Genomic DNA, 16,960 nt, shown 5'->3' on the forward strand with positions numbered 1-16,960 from the left:
CCCGCACTCTCCCGCCTGCCGGGCGCCCGGGCCGCAAGCCCGGTCCCGGCCGTTCCGTTTAAGGCCGTACCACTGGCCTGAACCCGCCTCCCCGGCCCCCGCCGGAGCGCGTGCGTTGGCCAGCCCCGTCGCCCGCCGTGACATTCCGTTTGGGTTTTCGGACCGTCAACCGGAAGACTGCACCCGTGACGTCCCGTATCCCGCGCGACTCCAGGCTTCGACTTGTCCGACCGCGACCCCTGGCCGCCGCCCCCAGAGCGATGAACCAGCGGCCCTCGCGCCGCCCCGCACCGCGCCCTCCGGAGGGCACACCGGCCCCCGTGGAACTGGCCAGAATGGCGCGCTCCGGTCTGGCCGACGCGGCCCGCGTCGCCCACTGGGCCGACGCCGCCCTCGGCCCCGGCCGCGCCGGTGGGACCGACGACGGCAAGGCCACCCTCTCCGACGCGACCGCCGAACGGGCGGCCGCCGACCTGGGCCTGACCTCGGCTCAGGTCCGGGCCGACTGGGACATCGCCCGCCTCGCCGGCCTCGTCGAGGTGCACGGCGACAGCGCGCGCCCCGGCTGGCGGCTGCGCGCCTGGGACCGGGACGACAGTGCCGTACTGCGCGGCTGGGTCGCCCTCTTCGACGCCTGGTCGCTCGCCCACCCGGAACCCCCGGACCACGAGCCCGCCGCGGTCGCCGAGGTCGTCTCGGCCATGCCCCAGGTGCTCTCCTTCCTCCAGCTGTCCGCCGGTCCCGTCCCGGTCGAGCAGCTTCTCGACCTGCTCCAGCAGCGGGTCACCGAACTGCGCACCGAGCGCTGCGAAGTCCCCTACGAGCCAGGGCCCGCGAGCCTCACCACCGTCGTGCCCCCCGTCGGCGCCGACGCGGCGGAACCCGCACCCGTCGGGGACACCCCGCTCGCCCCCCTGCTCGACTGGTCCCTGCACGCCCTCGCCTCCGTCGGCGCCCTCACCTGCGGCGACGGCCAGGCCACGCTCACCCCGCTGGGCAGCTGGGCGGTCTGGGTCAAGCTGGAGCAGATCTGCGTGGCCGCGCAGAGCCCCGCCGGGAACATCGAGCAGGCCGCCGAGGCCATGCTGCGCGGCTGCGCCCAGCTCCGCCCCAACGCGGCCCGCGCCGAGTACCGCGCCTGGCTCGCCGCGCGCACCGTCGGCAGCGCCGTCACCGAACTCATCGGCGCCGCCCGTGGCGAGGACGCCCTGCTGCGCGGCCTCGCCTTCGAGGCGCTGCGTGTCGTAGGCGCCCCCGCCGAACCCGACGTCCGCGCGGTGGTCGACGATCCGACCCTGCGGCCGTACGCCCTGCTGTGGCTCGCCGAGCACGACGGTGCCGACCCGGAGGACGCCCACGAGGTCCTCACCCGGGAAGAGGCCACCTGGCTGTGGGTGGACACCGCCGCCGCGGTCGCCGACCACGGCGAGGCGCCGCTGCTCGTCCGCCACCTGGAGTCCGCGGTGCAGCCCACCGTCCCGCAACTGCTGGACGAGGTGCGCGCCGTCGGTCATCCCCGCACCGTGCAGGTCCTGGTCGCGCTCGCCGCGGCCCACCCCGACCCCGCCCTGGCCAAGGCCGTCCGCCGGGCGGCCTTCCAGGTGCATACCGGGGGATAGCCGGGCGGGCGAGAGGGGCCGCTCAGGCCGCTATCTCGGGGGCGTACGTGCCGAAGCTCCAGATGTTGCCCTCGGCGTCCCGGGCCATGTAGTCCCGCGAGCCGTAGTCCTGGTCCGTCGGGGGCATCAGGATGTCCGCGCCGTGGTCCACGGCGCGCTGGTGGTGTGTGTCCACGTCGTCCACGACGACGTACACACCCGCGGGGCCCGCGTCCTTCATCGCCGCGTCGAAGACGCCGCCGCGGCCCTTGGAGCCGATCATCACGGCCCCGTTGCCCTGCACCAGCTCGGCGTGCAGCACCGAGCCGTCCTCGCCCTCGTACACCGAGAGTTCGGTGAACCCGAAGGCCTCCGTGAGCTGTTTGATCGCGGCTTTCGCGTCCACGTAGAGCAACGTCGGAAAAATACTCGGCCGCCCACCGCCCGTACCTGCCATGCCGATCACTCCTCGTGCGTCGGTCCTGCACCGGTGTCGTGAGCCTGCTGCCCAGTCTGGCACCCCCCACTGACAACGCCCCGGTCCCGGAAACCAGGCCTCGGCGGAAGGTGTCGCACGGCGCGATGTCCACGGGGGCCGGGCGTACATGGCTGCGGCACGTCATATCCGCCGTCGGCGTCCCGCGCCGCCTGCCTCCGCTCCGAGCGGTGTCCGTGTCCCGGCGCCTGCCTACGGTTCGTCACGCCGGGGCCGCACCCGCACGCGGTCGCCCGGCTCGGTGCCCAGGGGCCCGGGAGCGTGCGCGGTGTCGCTGTCCGCGACCTGGGCTGGTTCGCCCCCGGTGCTCGCCGCACCTCTGTTCGCGGGTGCGGGTGCCCAGGTGCGCACGGCTGCGGCACGGCGTATCCGCAGTCCGTACCCGGCACCGCCTGCCCTCCGCTCCGAGCGGTGTCCGTGTCCCGGAGCGCGGGCGGTCGCACTGTCTGCGAGTCGGGCTCGTTCGCCGCGCGGTGTTTGCCGTCGGCGTGCGGTTCGTCACGGTCGGGGTGTTGTCCGGGCGGCCGCTCCATGTGTGCGGGCGGCCGGACCGTCCGCGGTGGTGCCGTTCGCGAGCTGGGGTGGAGTGGTCGGTGTGCGCCTGGCGCGGGAGCTCGGGCAGCCGCATCCGTGCGTCTGCGCGCAGAAAAAGCGCTTGCATCGCCCCGTTAGACTTGGCCCATGGCCATTCTCCTCGCGCATTAGACGGCGGGAACGTCCTCAGCCGCCCACCCGCCAACCCCCTCCGCCCTGGAGTCTGTCCGTGATCTCCGCCTCCGGTATCGAGCTGCGCGCCGGTGCCCGCATCCTCATCGAGAACGCCTCCTTCCGTGTCGCCAAGGGCGACCGCATCGGTCTCGTCGGCCGCAACGGCGCAGGCAAGACGACCCTGACCAAGGTCCTGGCCGGCGACGGCATCCCCGCCGGGGGCACCGTCACCCGCTCCGGCGAGGTCGGCTACCTCCCCCAGGACCCCCGCACCGGCGACCTCGACGTGCTCGCCCGTGACCGCATCCTCTCCGCGCGCGGCCTCGACGTACTGATCCGCAAGATGCGCGAGAACGAGGAGCGCATCGCCACCGGCAAGGGCACCACCCGCGAGAAGGCCCTCAAGCAGTACGAGCGCCAGGAGACCGAGTTCCTCACCAAGGGCGGGTACTCCGCCGAGGCCGAGGCCGCCACCATCGCCGCAGCGCTCAACCTGCCCGACCGTGTGCTCGGCCAGCCCCTGCACACGCTCTCCGGTGGTCAGCGCCGCCGTATCGAGCTGGCCCGGATCCTGTTCTCCGACGCGGACACGCTGCTGCTCGACGAGCCGACGAACCACCTCGACGCGGACTCGATCATCTGGCTGCGCGACTACCTGAAGACCTACCGCGGCGGCTTCATCGTGATCTCCCACGACGTCGACCTGGTCGAGACGGTCGTCAACAAGGTGTTCTACCTGGACGCCAACCGCTCCCAGATCGACATCTACAACATGGGCTGGAAGCTCTACCAGCAGCAGCGCGAGGCCGACGAGAAGCGCCGCAAGCGGGAGCGGCAGAACGCCGAGAAGAAGGCCGCCGCGCTCAACGCCCAGGCGGACAAGATGCGCGCCAAGGCCACCAAGACGGTCGCCGCGCAGAACATGGCCCGCCGCGCCGAGAAGCTGCTGTCCGGCCTCGAAGCGGCCCGCCAGTCCGACAAGGTCGCCAAGCTCCGCTTCCCCGAGCCCTCGCCCTGCGGCAAGACCCCGCTGATGGCCGAGGGGCTGTCCAAGTCGTACGGCTCGCTGGAGATCTTCACCGACGTCGACCTGGCCATCGACAAGGGGTCGAGGGTCGTCATCCTCGGTCTCAACGGTGCCGGAAAGACCACCCTGCTGCGGCTGCTCGGCGGGGTGGAGCAGCCCGACACCGGCGAGGTCGTCCCCGGCCACGGCCTCAAGCTCGGCTACTACGCCCAGGAGCACGAGACCCTGGACCCCGAGCGCACGGTCCTGGAGAACATGCGCTCGGCCGCCCCCGACCTGGACCTCGTGGAGGTCCGCAAGGTGCTGGGCTCGTTCCTGTTCTCCGGCGACGACGTGGACAAGCCGGCCGGTGTCCTCTCCGGCGGCGAGAAGACCCGGCTCGCCCTGGCCACGCTCGTGGTCTCGTCGGCGAACGTCCTGCTGCTCGACGAGCCGACCAACAACCTCGACCCGGCCAGCCGCGAGGAGATCCTCGGCGCGCTGCGCACCTACAAGGGCGCGGTCGTCCTCGTCACCCACGACGAGGGCGCCGTCGAGGCGCTCCAGCCGGAGCGCATCATCCTGCTGCCGGACGGCGTCGAGGACCTGTGGGGCGCGGACTACGCGGATCTCGTCGCGCTCGCTTGATCGAATCGGTGATCCACGGGTTATGGATCATTCGGCTTAGCCGTGATCCATCATCTGTGTGAGATCTCCTCGTATCGAGGTGTGTCCTACATCGATTTCGCGGCCGATCCCTTTGTCGACAAGAGGTCGGCCGTGCCGCGTCTCTGACCTGGCACTTCGCGAAAGAACCCGTTCGGCCGTATGGGTACACGTGTTCGGAATCGCAGATTCCGCTTGTGGGGATGTGCTCCTGTCGTCACAACCATGTCTCACGGACCTTGCCGAATGGGTGGCCATCACGCCCCGGAGGGGTGATCATGAGGGGACCAGAGCGCACTTCCCATGAGGAGGCACGGGTGGCCGAGACTCTGAAGAAGGGCAGCCGGGTGACCGGCGCCGCGCGCGACAAGCTCGCGGCAGACCTGAAGAAGAAGTACGACTCCGGTGCGAGCATCCGGGCGCTGGCCGAGGAGACCGGCCGCTCGTATGGCTTCGTACACCGGATGCTCAGCGAGTCGGGCGTCACGCTGCGTGGGCGTGGCGGAGCGACCCGGGGCAAGAAGGCCGCAACGTCCTGACCTCGGGCGGCCATCGGCTTCGATGGTGGCCACCCGGTCGGTCGGGTGATCGGCCGGGTGGTTACTGTGCAGTCACTTAGCTGTGCCGTCGTACGACCCGATGTCGTACGGTGCGCAGGAAGACCGCACCCATCGGAGGCGCCCCATGGCTTCGCCCGACCAGGACCTCGCTCCTGTACTCGACAAGGACGGCGTACGGCTCACCGTCGACGACGCGCTCGCCACGGTGACGCTGACCAACCCGGCCAAGCGCAACGCCCAAAGCCCCGCACTGTGGCGGGCGTTGGCCGAGGCCGGGCGGTTGCTGCCGGGCTCCGTCCGGGTCGTCGTGCTGCGCGGCGAGGGCAAGTCCTTCTCCGCCGGCCTGGACCGTCAGATGTTCACGCCGGAGGGGATCCCGGGCGAGCCGACGTTCACCGACATCGCGCGCCGCGACGACGCCGCGCTGGACGCGACCATCGCCGAGTACCAGGAGGGTTTCACCTGGTGGCGGCGCAACGACATCGTGTCCATCGCCGCCGTGCAGGGGCACGCCATCGGTGCCGGCTTCCAGCTCGCCCTCGCCTGTGACCTGCGCGTTGTCGCCGACGACGTGCAGTTCGCCATGCGCGAGACGAGCCTCGGGATCGTGCCCGACCTGACGGGCACGCACCCGCTGGTCGAGCTGGTCGGATACGCCCGCGCGCTGGAGATCTGCGCGACCGGGCGGTTCGTCCATGCCGAGGAGGCCGTCGGTTCGGGGCTGGCGAACCTCGCCGTGCCCGCCGGTGAACTCGACGGTGCGGTGCGGGACTTGGCGTCCGCGCTGCTCGCCGCGCCCCGGGACGCGGTCGTGGAGACCAAGGCCCTGCTGCGCGCCGCGAGCGGCCGTACGTACGAGGACCAGCGTGCCGCCGAGCGGCAGGCCCAGGCCCGCCGACTGCGGGACCTGGCCGGCGTGGGCGAATGAGCCGACGCGCACTCAGCTCACCGTGGTGACCAGCACCGCCACCGTCGGGTGATCGTCCAGCGACTCCCGCACCGCCGCGCGCACCTGCCGGGCCACGTCCAGGGCCCGGTGCTGTCCGTCCACCGCCACCTCCACCCGGACGTGGCGGTGTGGCAGCGTGGCGTCCTCGTGTCGTTCCTCGATGTGCACCGCCCGGCCAAGGCCGCCCAGGGAGCCGGTTAGATGGGTCACGCCCGGGACGCAGAGCGCTGCCTCCGCCGCGCGGATCTCGTCCGGATCCGTCGCCTCGCGAGCCCGCGCCGGCTGCGGCGGGCTCACCGCAGCGGGCTCCGTCTGCTCCTCCAGCAGGTCCGTCACCCGTAGGTCCACCTCCGCGACCGTGAGGCCGAGACCGTCCGCCGCCGTGCTCGCCAGCGCCAGACGCAGCCGGGACGCCGTCGACGGCAGGGGTTCGGCCGCCGTCGCCGCGAAGTCCGCCGTCACCCGGAGCGGTCCCGGGGGAAACCCCGCCGGCGGCGCCGGTACGGCGGCCTCGGGCGCCTCCTCCGGATCGGCGAGCGTGATCCGCAGCGGGCCCGGCACGACGCCCGGCACGTTTGCCGCCGCGCGCAGCAGCACCGCGCGGGCCGCCGCCTCCGCGATCCACACGCCGTCGCGCGGGCCGCCGAGCGGAAGCAGCCTGCCGAGACCGAGTTGATGCCGTACGGCCCGTGTCCATCCATCCGCCGTCATTGCTCCAGCCTGCCGCATCCCCGGCGCGCGACCGAGCAACCGCGCTTACGGTGGTCGGAGGGGACGACGACCGAAAGGGACGTACGGCCATGACCGACATGACGGAGCAGAACCGGACGACGACCCCCGAGGGCGATCAGCCGGTGTCCACGCGCAAGCCCACCCGACGCGGTGGCGGCGATCCGGCCGGCCGGGGGCGCACGACCATCGCCGACGGTGTCGTGGAGAAGATCGCCGGGATGGCCGCGCGGGACGTGCTCGGCGTACATGCCATGGGCAGCGGGCTGTCGCGGACCTTCGGGGCCGTACGGGACCGGGTGCCGGGCGGCTCGAAGTCGGTGGCCCGCGGGGTGAAGGCCGAGGTCGGCGAGGTGCAGACCGCCCTCGACCTGGAGATCGTCGTGGACTACGGCGTGTCGATCGGCGATGTCGCCCGGGCCGTACGCGAGAACGTGGTCGCCGCGGTGGAACGGATGACCGGACTCGAAGTCGTCGAGGTCAACATCGCGGTGAGTGATGTCAAGCTGCCCGAGGAAGAAGAAGAGGAGCCGGAGCCCCGGATCCAGTGACGCCCGGCGACCTGACAACGCACGGCTGAGGAGCTAGAGGAGCGCAGCATGAGCATGGCCGTGGTCGGCATGATCGCCGGGATGGCGCTCGGCTTCGCCGGATATTTCGGCGGGTTCGGTGCCTTCCTGCTGGTGGCGGCGCTGGGCGCCGTCGGGTTCGTCGCCGGCCGGTTCCTGGAGGGGGACCTGGAACTGGGCGACTTCTTCCGCACCCGTGACGACCGGCGCGACCGGCGGCGGTGACTTCCGTGCGCGAGGGAGCCGGTGACCTGCGCAGACTTCCGGCCGTGGTGGCACCGGGGGAGCGCGGTGCGCTGCGGATCGCCGACCGGGTCGTCGCCAAGATCGCGGCCCAGGCGGCACGCGAGGCGGCCGCACCGCTGGCGAAGGAAGCCGCTGCCCCGCAGGCCACGGTCGTCGTCCACCACGACGCGGTCCGGGTCCGCGTCCACCTCGAACTCGACTACCCGAGCGACATCGGCGCCCGGTGCGCGGCCGTGCGTCGCCATGTCGTCGAGCGGGTAGGCGCGTTGGTGGGAATGGAGGTGCCGGAGGTCGCCGTCCAGGTGGAGCGGCTGCACCCGGCGCACCCACAGGGCACGGCACAGGGGAGGACGCGATGAGCGAACCCCGGGGATCCGAGACGACGCCGCTGACCGTCATCGAGAAGGCGCCCGAGCCGCCCCCGCCGGCGGCGGAGGAAGGAACCGACGGCCGCAGCGACCGCTTCTGGTCGGTGCGCCGCGTTCCCGCGGGCTTCGTCGCGCTGCTGCTCCTGGTCGTCGCGGCCGCCTTGCTGTACGACATCGCCGCCGTACGAGCCCACCGGCCCGCGATGCGCTGGCGCCGCGAACTGGCCACCCAGCTCTCCACGCGGCCCCTGGACGACACCTGGGTGCTGGTCGGCGCCGGAGTCGCCGTAGCCCTCGGCCTGTGGCTGATCGTGCTCGCCGTCACGCCCGGTCTGCGCGCCCTGCTGCCGATGCGGCGCCCGCACACCGACGTCCGGGCCGGACTGCGGCGCGACGCCGCGGCCATGGTGCTGCGCGACCGGGCCATGGAGATCGCGGGCGTCCGGGCGGTGCGGGTGCGGCTGCGGCGGCGCAAGGCCGACGTCCGCGCGGTCTCGCACTTCCGCGACCTCGACGACGTACGCGCCGACCTGGACGGCACCCTCAAGGACGCGATCAGGGGGCTCGGCCTGACCCGGCCGCCCGCGCTGACCCTGCATGTCGCGCGGCCCGGACGGAAGGGGTGAGGGCGGTGCTCAGGGCGGTCAACCGCGTGCTGATCGGAGTCGTCGGGCTGCTGCTGGCCGTCCTCGGCGGCTCGGTGCTCGCCGTGGGCCTGGGCGTGCGGCCCCCGTCGTGGTGGATCCACGACGGGCGGCACGACGTCCTGCTCGGCGCGGCCCGGCGGACGCGCTGGCGGGACGCCGACTGGTGGTGGCCGACGGTGTTCGCCGTGCTCGCCGTCCTCGTCCTGCTCGCCCTGTGGTGGCTCGCCGCGGTGCTGCGCAGGCGCCGGCTCGCCGAACTGCTCGTCGACACCGGCGACGGCGAGGGCGCGCTGCTGCGCGGGCGGGCCCTGGAGGGCGTACTCGCCGCCGACGCGGCACGCCTGGACGGGGTGGCACACGCACACGCCACGCTGGCGGGCAGGCGCACGGCCCCCGAGGCCCACGTCTGGCTCCAACTGGAACCGGACGTCGACCCCGGAACGGCCCTGCACGACCTCACCACCGAATCCCTGACCCACGCCCGCGAATCGGCGGGCCTGGCGAAGCTACCGGCGGAGGTACGCCTGCGGGCGGTCAAGCACCGTGCAGAAAGGGTCAGTTGACAGCGACGGCCATCAGAACCCGTGCCGCATCCCCCCGTCGATGGGCACCATGATCCCGGTCAGATAGGAGGCGGCCGGAGACATCAGGAACGCGGCCACCCGCCCGAACTCCTCAGGCGTCCCGTACCGACGCAACGGAATGCGGGACTCGTTGGCAGCCCGAGTGGCCTCGGGATCCGCCGACAACCCGTCCAGCTCGCGCACGCGATCCGTGTCGATACGAGAGGGCAGCAGCCCCACGACACGGATCCCCCGCGGCCCGAGCTCGTCCGCGATCGACTTGGCGAACCCGGCAAGGCCGGGCCGCAGCCCGTTGGAGATCGTCAGCGCCGGAATCGGCTCGTGCACGGAAGCCGACAGCACGAAGCCGATGACACCGCCCGCCTCCAACTCGGCCGACGCGGCGCGAGCCAACCGCACCGCGCCGAGGAACACGGAGTCGAACGCCGTACGCCACTGCTCGTCCGTGTTGTCGGCGACGAAGCCGGGCGGCGGGCCGCCGACGCTGACGAGGATGCCGTCGAAGCCGCCGAAGTGCTCACGGGCGGCCGCGATCAGCCGCGCCGGAGCCTGCGGGTCGGCGTTGTCGACGGCCACCCCGGCCGCGTTCGGGCCCAGTTCGGCCGCCGTGTCCGCGACGCGCTTCTCGTCCCGCCCCGTGACGACCACCTTCGCCCCGTCGGCGACGAGCTCGCGCGCGGCGGCGTTGCCCAGTCCGCGCGTGGCCCCGGTGACGACGTACACCCGGTCCTTCAGTCCAAGATCCATGGCCCCTATCCTGCCCCGTCGCCCCCGAACAGGGCGAGAGCGGTGTTCACCAGGCCGATGTGGCTGAACGCCTGCGGGAAGTTGCCGAGCAGGCGGCCGGCCACCGGGTCGTACTCCTCGGCCAGCAGCCCCACGTCGTTGGCGAGGCCGACCAGCCCCTCGAACAACTCCCGTGCCTCGTGCGTACGGCCCGTCGTGTGCAGGGCGTCCGCGAGCCAGAACGAGCACGCCAGGAACACGCCCTCCTCGCCGGGAAGTCCGTCGACCGCTGCGCCCGAGCTGTCGTAACGGCGTACGAAGCCGCCGTGCCCGAGCGTCTCGCGGACCGCGTCCACCGTGCCGACGACGCGCGGATCGTCGGACGGCAGGAAGCCGACGCGCGGGATGAGCAGCAGGGCGGCGTCCAGTTCGCGCGAGCCGTAGTACTGCGTGAAGGTGTTCCGTTTTGGGTCGTAGCCCTTCTCGCACACCTCGCGGTGCACCTCGTCCCGCAGCGCGCGCCAGCCCGCCATGTCCCCGGGCAGCTGCGGATGCTCCTCCAGCGTGCGCACGGCCCGGTCGGCGGCCACCCACACCATGACCTTCGAGTGCACGAAGTGACGGCGGCCGCCGCGCATTTCCCACAGGCCCTCGTCCGGCTGCCGCCAGTGCGCGCGCAGCCACTCCAGCAGGACGCCCTGGAGCGACCACATGTGCGGCTTGGGCGACAGGCCCGCGCGCCGGGTCAGCCACAGCGAGTCCAGGACCTCGCCGTACACGTCCAGCTGGAGCTGGCTCACGGCGCCGTTGCCGATCCGCACCGGTGCCGAGTCGGCGAAGCCGGGCAGCCAGGGCACCTCGAACTCGGGCAGCCTGCGTTCGCCCGCCACGCCGTACATGATCTGCAGATGCCCCGGGTCGCCCGCCACCGCCCGCAGCAGCCAGTCGCGCCAGGCCTCGGCCTCCTTGTGGTAGCCCGCGGACAGCAGGGCGCCGAGGGTGAGGGTGGAGTCGCGCAGCCAGCAGTACCGGTAGTCCCAGTTGCGGATGCCGCCCAGCTCCTCGGGCAGCGAGGTGGTGGCCGCGGCGACGATGCCGCCGGTCGGGGCGTAGGTGAGGGCCTTGAGGGTGATCAGGGACCGCACGACCGCGTCCCGGTACGGGCCGTCGTACGCGCAGCGGACCGTCCAGCGCCGCCAGTCCGTGACGCTGGAGCGCAGCGCTTCGTACGGGTCGACGAGCCGGGGACGGGGCTCATGGGAGGGGTGCCAGGTGAGGACGAACGCGACCCGCTCGCCCTCCGCGACGGTGAACTCCGCGTACGTGCCGAAGTCCTTGCCCCACGTCCGCACGGCGGGCTCGCTGCGCAGCCACACCGAGTCCGGCCCGGCGACGGCGACCCGGTGGCCGCCGGATCTGCGCATCCAGGGGATGATCGCGCCGTAGTCGAAGCGCAGGCGGAGCACGCTGCGCACGGTGACGCGGCCGCTGACGCCCTCCACGATGCGTACGACGTCGGGGGCGCGTTCGCGCTGCGGCATCAGGTCGGTGACCCGGACCGTGCCCTCGGCGGTCTCCCATTCGGTGTCCAGCACCAGCGTGTCGGGGCGGTAGGCGCGGCGCGTGCAGGTGCCCGCGTTCTTGGGGGCGATCCTCCAGTGGCCGTTCTCCTCGTCCCCGAGGAGCCTGGCGAAGCACGCCGCGGAGTCGAAGCGCGGCAGACACAGCCAGTCGATGGAGCCGTCCCTGCCGACCAGGGCCGCCGTCTGTTCGTCGCCGATGAGTGCGTAGTCCTCGATGCGCGGGTGCACGCAGTTGCGGGTTCCCGGCGGGCCGAGGGGGCAATCAGGGCATCGGCCGGGGGAGTGACGCACCGGCGACGGCGGTGCCCGGTCCCGAGAAGATCACCCCCGGATCCGCCGGGGCCTGGTTGAGGACCCACAGGCCGATCAGCGTGGCCAGGGCGAAGACGACCGCGATCAGCACGGCGAGCACGAGCCGTCGCCGGCGTTCCCGGCGCAGCCACTCGCCGCGTGCCGTGCGATAGGCGTCGGGGGCGGCCCGCACCCCGCCCGCCAGCGCGGCCAGGGCCTCCTGCAGTTCCTGCTCCGTGCGGTCCGGACTGGTGCCACGCGACGGAGTCGCATCTCGATGCGTCATCGCCGGGCCTCCATCGCCTGGGTCAGTGCGGCGATGCCGCGCGCCGTGTGGGTCTTGACGGATCCGCAGGAGATCCCCATCGCCGCGGCGATCTCACTCTCCTTCAGTCCGAGCCAGTGCCGCAGCACCAGCGCCTCGCGCTGCCGGGCCGGCAGCTGCTGGAGGGCGTCGATCAGCACGCGCTGGTCGTCGTGCAGCAGCGCGGTGCTCTCGGCGGAGGCGACGAGTTCGTCCCTCGGCTTCTCCTCGTGCTTGCGGGCCACTTGGAGGTGACGTATGCGCATCCGCGTCAGATTGCAGACGGTGGACCGCAGATACGCCTCCGCCGCCTGGGTGTCCCTCAGCCGCCGCCACTTCCGGTAGATCTGGTAGAAGGCCTCGGCGACCACGTTCTCCGGGTCGTCGGCGCCGAGCAGCACGGCCAGGCGCAGCATCGAGGCGTACTGCAGCTCGAACAGGCGGGCAAGAGCCGCCTCCCGCTCCAGGTCGGCCGGGTCGCTCACCGCGGGGGTGAGGGCGGCGGGCCGGGGCAGCGGTACAGGTGCGCTGGATGTGCGTCTCACGGGTTGTTCGCTCCCGTCTCCGGGCGCCGCCTCACGGTCAGGCGCGGCGGCAGGTCGGTCAGATCGATGCCGCGCGGGACACCGAGGCGTTCGAGGACCGCGGTCGCGGCCACGGCGACGATCAGGTTGAGCACGAGGGCGGCGAGCCCGGCGTAGATCTCCAGCGGTCCGAAGCCCAGCGCCACGATGGACGAGAACCCCTCGCGCACGACCATGAAGGTCCCGGCCGTCATGCCCACGCCCCACCCGGCGAGCAGGGCCCGTGGATGCAGCCGCCCGGTGAACAGCCCCACGGCCACCGCCGGGAAGATCTGCAGGATCCAGACCCCGCCGAGGAGCTGGAGATTGACGGCGTCCTGGTCGCGCAGCCCGAACACGAACGCCACCGCGCCCACCTTCGCGGTCAGCGACACCGCCTTGGCGATGCGCACCTGCCGCTTGGGCGTGGCGGTCGGATGGACGTATTCGACGTACACATTGCGTACGAAGCTGGTGGCGGCCGCTATGGACATCACGGCGGCGGGGACCAGCGCACCCACGGTGATCGCGCCGAAGACCAGCCCGGCCAGCGGTGCCGGCATCAGCCGGTCCACCAGCATCGGTACGGCCGCCTCCGCGCCGCCGTTCGGCGCCCGTACACCCGTCGCCAGCGCCGCGATGCCGAGGAACCCGAACAGGGCGAGCAGCCCGGTCCAGGCGGGCAGCGCCACGGCGGTCTTGCGCAGGGTGTGCGGGCCGTCGGCGGCGAAACCCGCGGTGAGCACGTGCGGGTACATCAGCAGGGCCAGCGCGGAGCCGAGGGCGAGGGTGGCGTAGGCCGGCTGCTGCTCGGGGGAGAGGAGCAGCGCCGGGCCGCCCAGCCGCTGCGCCGCGCCGTCGAAGACCGCACCCGGCCCGCCGAGCCGCTCCAGGACCAGCCAGCACACGGCGGTGAGCGAGACGAAGACGGCGACCGCCTTGAGCGCCGAGATCACGGTGGGTGCGCGCAGCCCGTGTCGATAGGTCGCCACCGCGAGCCCGGCGAACAGCGCCACCATCACCAGATCGCCCATCGCGCCCCGCGGATACACACCGCCGGCCGTGAGCACCGCCCGTATGCCGAGCAGTTGCAGCGCCAGATACGGCATGGTCGCGAGGATCCCGGTCAGCGCGACCACCAGGGCCAGCGGCGGCGAGCCGTACCGGCCGCGCACGAAGTCGGCGGCGGTGACATAGCCGTGCCGGTGGGCGACGGTCCACAGCCGGCTCAGCAGGACGAAGGCGATCGGGCAGACGATCACGGTGTACGGCACCGCGAAGAAGGCGGGCGCGCCGTTGCCGTACGCCAGTCCAGGCACGGCGGTGAAGGTGTACGCGGTGAAGATCGTGCCGCCCAGCAGCAGCCAGGTCCACACGGGGCCGAGGCTGCGGTCGGCCAGTGCCCAGCCCTCCAGGGACGGCAGCCGGTCGCTGGGGCGCAGCCGCCGCGCGGTCACGGCGAGCAGCGACGCTCCGCCGATCACGGCGAGGAACGTCGCGGTCATGGCGCCGTCGGCCATGGGTCACCGTCCTTGGTGTGCCTGTGCCCTCGGGCGAGAGTTGCGCGAGAGGCCGGTTCGGATGACACACGACCGGCGTGAAATCTTCTGGAAATTCGCTGTCAACCGGTTCCGGTGGGTGGGCAACTCTTGCACAGACCGACAGCGAGCGGGAGAGGAGCGCAGGTCATGGCACGGACCGGTCGTCACCGGCTACGGCGCGTCGCGATCGCCGTACTGCTCCTCGCGCCCGCCGCAGGCCTGCTGTGGGTCCCCTGGTACGCCGGCGCGGAGCCGCGGCTGGCGGGGACGCCGTTCTTCTACTGGTACCAGCTCGCCTGGGTGCCGGGGTGCGGCCTCTGCCTGCTTGCCGCGTATGCGCTGACGGACCGACATCGCCGCTGACCCGCGCTGATCCGCGCTGGTCGGCGGGCACTTCTTGTCACACCTCGTCACACCGTTCCCGGTGAGGAGCCGCCATGCCCCCGTCCGCCCTGCCCGAATCCGGCCGCGAAGTGCCGGAAAAGTCACGAATGCGGTCCTTCGTGTTGTGGACTGCCGTCTCCCTGATCGGCGCGGTCGCGTGGGGAGTCATCGCGCTGGCCCGCGGGGAGAGGATCTCCGCCGTCTGGCTGGTCGTCGCCGCGCTCGGCTCGTACGCCATCGCCTACCGCTTCTATTCACGGTTCATCGCCCGCCGGGTCCTCCAGCTCGACGACACCCGCGCCACTCCGGCCGAGCGGCTGGAGGACGGGATCGACTACCACCCCACCGACCGGCGGGTGCTGTTCGGCCATCACTTCGCGGCCATCGCCGGCGCCGGGCCGCTGGTGGGCCCGGTGCTGGCCGCGCAGATGGGCTATCTGCCGGGCACCGTCTGGATCATCGCGGGCGTGATCTTCGGCGGCGCGGTCCAGGACATGATCGTCCTGTTCCTCTCCATGCGCCGGGACGGCAAGAGCCTCGGCCAGATGGCCCGGGACGAGATCGGCAGGGTGGGCGGTGTCGCCGCGCTGATCGGCGTCTTCGCCATCATGATCATCCTGCTTGCGGTGCTGGCGATGGTCGTCGTCAACGCGCTGGCCGAGTCCGCCTGGGGCACCTTCTCGGTCGCCATGACCATCCCCATCGCCCTCTTCATGGGCTTCTACCTGCGCTACCTGAGGCCGGGCAGGGTCGTGGAGACCAGCGTCATCGGTGTCGGGCTGCTGCTGCTCGCGATCCTCGGCGGCGGCTGGATCCAGAACTCCTCGCTCGCCGACCACTTCGTCTGGAGCCCCACCACCCTGGTCTTCTGCCTGGTCGGCTACGGCTTCGTCGCCTCCGTGCTCCCCGTGTGGATGCTCCTGGCCCCGCGCGACTATCTGTCGACCTTCATGAAGGTCGGCACGATCGCCCTGATGGCCGTCGGCGTCGTCATCGCCGCGCCCACCCTCAAGGCCGCCGACGTGACGAAGTTCGCGCACACCGGAGCCGGGCCGGTGTTCGCCGGGGCGCTGTTCCCCTTCCTGTTCATCACCATCGCCTGCGGCGCCCTGTCGGGCTTCCACGCGCTGGTCTCCTCCGGCACCACGCCCAAGCTGATCCAGAAGGAGTCCCAGGTCCGGCTGATCGGCTACGGCTCCATGCTCACGGAGTCCTTCGTCGCCGTCATGGCCCTGATCGCCGCCTGTGTGCTCGAACCGGGCCTGTACTACGCGATGAACTCCCCGGCCGCGCTGCTCGGCCCGACCGTGGAGAGCGCGTCGCAGGCGGTGAAGGGCCTCGGATTCACCATCACCCCGGACCAGTTGACGGCCGCGGCCAAGGCGGTCGAGGAGCAGACGCTGGTCGGGCGCTCCGGCGGCGCCCCCACCCTCGCCGTGGGCATGTCCGAGATCTTCTCCGGGGTGTTCGGCGGCGGGATGAAGGCCTTCTGGTACCACTTCGCCATCATGTTCGAGGCGTTGTTCATCCTCACCACGGTGGACGCGGGCACCCGGGTGGGCCGCTTCATGCTGCAGGACATGCTGGGCAACGTCTGGAAGCCGATCGGCCGGGTCACCTGGAAGCCGGGCATCTGGATCACCAGCGCCCTGGTCGTGGGCGCCTGGGGCTACTTCCTCTACGCCGGTGTCACCGACCCGCTCGGCGGCATCAAGCAGCTCTTCCCGCTGTTCGGCATCGCCAACCAGTTGCTGGCCGCGGTCGCGCTGGCCGTCACCACGACCATGCTGATCAAGTCCGGCAAGTCGCGCTGGGCCTGGGTGACCGGCATCCCGCTGGTCTGGGACGTGGCCGTCACCTTCACCGCCGGCTGGCAGAAGATCTTCTCCGCCGACCCGAAGATCGGCTTCTTCGCCCAGCGCGACCTCTACGCGGCCGCCATCGACGCCGGCAAACTGCTGCCGGGCGCAACGGACGTGGACGACATGCACACCATCGTCCTCAACAACACGGTCGACGGCGTACTCATGGCGATCTTCCTGCTGCTGGTCCTGATCGTCCTCGCCAACTGCGCGGTGGTGTGCGCCCGCGCCCTGCGGGCCGGCGAGCCACTGCCGACGACGGAGGCACCGTACGTGGAGTCGCGCATCGACGTGCCGGAACAGCGCAGCGACGACGCGCTGGTGGGGGCGGGCTCATGAGGACCGTGCGCAAGGCACTGGACACCGCGCTCCGGTACGCACGGGAACTGACCGGCGAGGCGGAGTACGACCGCTACTGCGAGCGGCACCGCCGCCACCACCCGCACGCACCGGTGCCGACCCGCCGGGAGTACGAGCGGATACGCACCATGCGGCGCGAGTACGAGTCACCCGGCCGCTGCTGCTGAGCCCCGCACACCTCACCGACGGCGGGCGTGCCCTCTCGGTCCTGTCGTCACAT

General features: G+C 72.1%; 19 protein-coding genes. 12 read left to right on the forward strand and 7 right to left on the reverse strand.

What is annotated here, in order from left to right:
- Positions 1 to 185 precede the first annotated feature (185 nt).
- The gene (locus ACFY1J_RS09950; RefSeq protein ID WP_390730999.1) at positions 186 to 1,619 is read left to right on the forward strand and encodes a hypothetical protein; all 1,434 of its coding nucleotides are present in this window, start codon (positions 186 to 188) and stop codon (positions 1,617 to 1,619) included.
- 22 nt (positions 1,620 to 1,641) lie between these two features.
- Here ACFY1J_RS09950 and ACFY1J_RS09955 read toward each other — a convergent pair whose 3' ends face one another.
- Complete coding sequence (locus ACFY1J_RS09955) at positions 1,642 to 2,055, reverse strand: VOC family protein (protein ID WP_390711324.1); 414 nt, start codon at positions 2,053 to 2,055, stop codon at positions 1,642 to 1,644.
- 802 nt (positions 2,056 to 2,857) lie between these two features.
- Between ACFY1J_RS09955 and ACFY1J_RS09960 the strand changes: the two genes are divergently transcribed.
- From ACFY1J_RS09960 to ACFY1J_RS09970, 3 genes are all read left to right on the forward strand, one after another.
- Positions 2,858 to 4,456, forward strand: a complete 1,599-nt coding sequence (locus ACFY1J_RS09960; RefSeq protein WP_390731000.1) for an ABC-F family ATP-binding cassette domain-containing protein — start codon at positions 2,858 to 2,860, stop codon at positions 4,454 to 4,456.
- Between the two features lie 335 nt (positions 4,457 to 4,791).
- Complete coding sequence (locus tag ACFY1J_RS09965) at positions 4,792 to 5,013, forward strand: helix-turn-helix domain-containing protein (protein WP_010355597.1); 222 nt, start codon at positions 4,792 to 4,794, stop codon at positions 5,011 to 5,013.
- A 145-nt stretch (positions 5,014 to 5,158) separates the two neighbouring features.
- On the forward strand, positions 5,159 to 5,962 hold the full coding sequence (locus tag ACFY1J_RS09970) for an enoyl-CoA hydratase/isomerase family protein (RefSeq protein WP_390711322.1): 804 nt from the start codon (positions 5,159 to 5,161) through the stop codon (positions 5,960 to 5,962).
- Between the two features lie 12 nt (positions 5,963 to 5,974).
- On the opposite strand, the gene ACFY1J_RS09975 is transcribed toward ACFY1J_RS09970, so the two are convergent.
- Positions 5,975 to 6,694: a nucleopolyhedrovirus P10 family protein gene (locus tag ACFY1J_RS09975; protein WP_390731001.1), complete on the reverse strand. Its 720-nt coding sequence runs from the start codon at positions 6,692 to 6,694 to the stop codon at positions 5,975 to 5,977.
- An 89-nt stretch (positions 6,695 to 6,783) separates the two neighbouring features.
- Between ACFY1J_RS09975 and ACFY1J_RS09980 the strand changes: the two genes are divergently transcribed.
- The 5 genes from ACFY1J_RS09980 to amaP are packed head-to-tail and all read left to right on the forward strand — an operon-like array spanning position 6,784 to position 9,105.
- A complete protein-coding gene (locus tag ACFY1J_RS09980) occupies positions 6,784 to 7,263 on the forward strand; it encodes an Asp23/Gls24 family envelope stress response protein (protein ID WP_390711320.1) in 480 nt (159 codons plus the stop codon).
- A 48-nt stretch (positions 7,264 to 7,311) separates the two neighbouring features.
- A complete protein-coding gene (locus ACFY1J_RS09985) occupies positions 7,312 to 7,506 on the forward strand; it encodes a hypothetical protein (RefSeq protein WP_361814615.1) in 195 nt (64 codons plus the stop codon).
- Positions 7,503 to 7,886 carry a hypothetical protein gene (locus ACFY1J_RS09990; protein ID WP_390731002.1) on the forward strand — a complete coding sequence of 128 codons (384 nt, stop codon included), beginning with the start codon at positions 7,503 to 7,505 and terminating at the stop codon, positions 7,884 to 7,886. The genes ACFY1J_RS09985 and ACFY1J_RS09990 overlap by 4 nt, the downstream gene beginning before the upstream one ends.
- Positions 7,883 to 8,521: a DUF6286 domain-containing protein gene (locus tag ACFY1J_RS09995; protein WP_390731003.1), complete on the forward strand. Its 639-nt coding sequence runs from the start codon at positions 7,883 to 7,885 to the stop codon at positions 8,519 to 8,521. The genes ACFY1J_RS09990 and ACFY1J_RS09995 overlap by 4 nt, the downstream gene beginning before the upstream one ends.
- Positions 8,518 to 9,105: an alkaline shock response membrane anchor protein AmaP gene (amaP, locus tag ACFY1J_RS10000; protein WP_390731004.1), complete on the forward strand. Its 588-nt coding sequence runs from the start codon at positions 8,518 to 8,520 to the stop codon at positions 9,103 to 9,105. Before ACFY1J_RS09995 ends, amaP begins: the two co-directional genes overlap by 4 nt.
- Before the next feature lie 12 nt (positions 9,106 to 9,117).
- Here the strand turns inward: amaP and ACFY1J_RS10005 are convergent, their stop codons facing one another.
- The 5 genes from ACFY1J_RS10005 to ACFY1J_RS10025 are packed head-to-tail and all read right to left on the reverse strand — an operon-like array spanning position 9,118 to position 14,113.
- Complete coding sequence (locus tag ACFY1J_RS10005; RefSeq protein WP_390731005.1) at positions 9,118 to 9,873, reverse strand: SDR family oxidoreductase; 756 nt, start codon at positions 9,871 to 9,873, stop codon at positions 9,118 to 9,120.
- A gap of 5 nt (positions 9,874 to 9,878) precedes the next feature.
- A complete protein-coding gene (locus ACFY1J_RS10010; RefSeq protein WP_390731006.1) occupies positions 9,879 to 11,663 on the reverse strand; it encodes a glycoside hydrolase family 15 protein in 1,785 nt (594 codons plus the stop codon).
- A 34-nt stretch (positions 11,664 to 11,697) separates the two neighbouring features.
- Positions 11,698 to 12,012, reverse strand: coding sequence for a hypothetical protein (locus ACFY1J_RS10015; RefSeq protein ID WP_390711314.1), 315 nt, complete (start codon positions 12,010 to 12,012; stop codon positions 11,698 to 11,700).
- Positions 12,009 to 12,575: a sigma-70 family RNA polymerase sigma factor gene (locus ACFY1J_RS10020; RefSeq protein WP_390711313.1), complete on the reverse strand. Its 567-nt coding sequence runs from the start codon at positions 12,573 to 12,575 to the stop codon at positions 12,009 to 12,011. The genes ACFY1J_RS10015 and ACFY1J_RS10020 overlap by 4 nt, the downstream gene beginning before the upstream one ends.
- Complete coding sequence (locus ACFY1J_RS10025) at positions 12,572 to 14,113, reverse strand: sodium:solute symporter (RefSeq protein ID WP_390731007.1); 1,542 nt, start codon at positions 14,111 to 14,113, stop codon at positions 12,572 to 12,574. The genes ACFY1J_RS10020 and ACFY1J_RS10025 overlap by 4 nt, the downstream gene beginning before the upstream one ends.
- 168 nt (positions 14,114 to 14,281) lie before the next feature.
- On the opposite strand from ACFY1J_RS10025, the gene ACFY1J_RS10030 reads away from it, so the two are divergent.
- The 3 genes from ACFY1J_RS10030 (at position 14,282) to ACFY1J_RS10040 (ending at position 16,907) form a co-directional block, all read left to right on the forward strand.
- Positions 14,282 to 14,497 carry a DUF3311 domain-containing protein gene (locus ACFY1J_RS10030; protein ID WP_390711311.1) on the forward strand — a complete coding sequence of 72 codons (216 nt, stop codon included), beginning with the start codon at positions 14,282 to 14,284 and terminating at the stop codon, positions 14,495 to 14,497.
- A 74-nt stretch (positions 14,498 to 14,571) separates the two neighbouring features.
- Positions 14,572 to 16,719: a carbon starvation CstA family protein gene (locus ACFY1J_RS10035; RefSeq protein WP_390711310.1), complete on the forward strand. Its 2,148-nt coding sequence runs from the start codon at positions 14,572 to 14,574 to the stop codon at positions 16,717 to 16,719.
- Positions 16,716 to 16,907 (forward strand): CstA-like transporter-associated (seleno)protein, encoded by a 192-nt coding sequence (locus ACFY1J_RS10040; protein WP_390731008.1) that lies wholly within the window; start codon positions 16,716 to 16,718, stop codon positions 16,905 to 16,907. The genes ACFY1J_RS10035 and ACFY1J_RS10040 overlap by 4 nt, the downstream gene beginning before the upstream one ends.
- Positions 16,908 to 16,960 lie beyond the last annotated feature (53 nt).

Source organism: Streptomyces sp. NPDC001406 (genome assembly GCF_042895285.1).
Classification (GTDB): domain Bacteria; phylum Actinomycetota; class Actinomycetes; order Streptomycetales; family Streptomycetaceae; genus Streptomyces.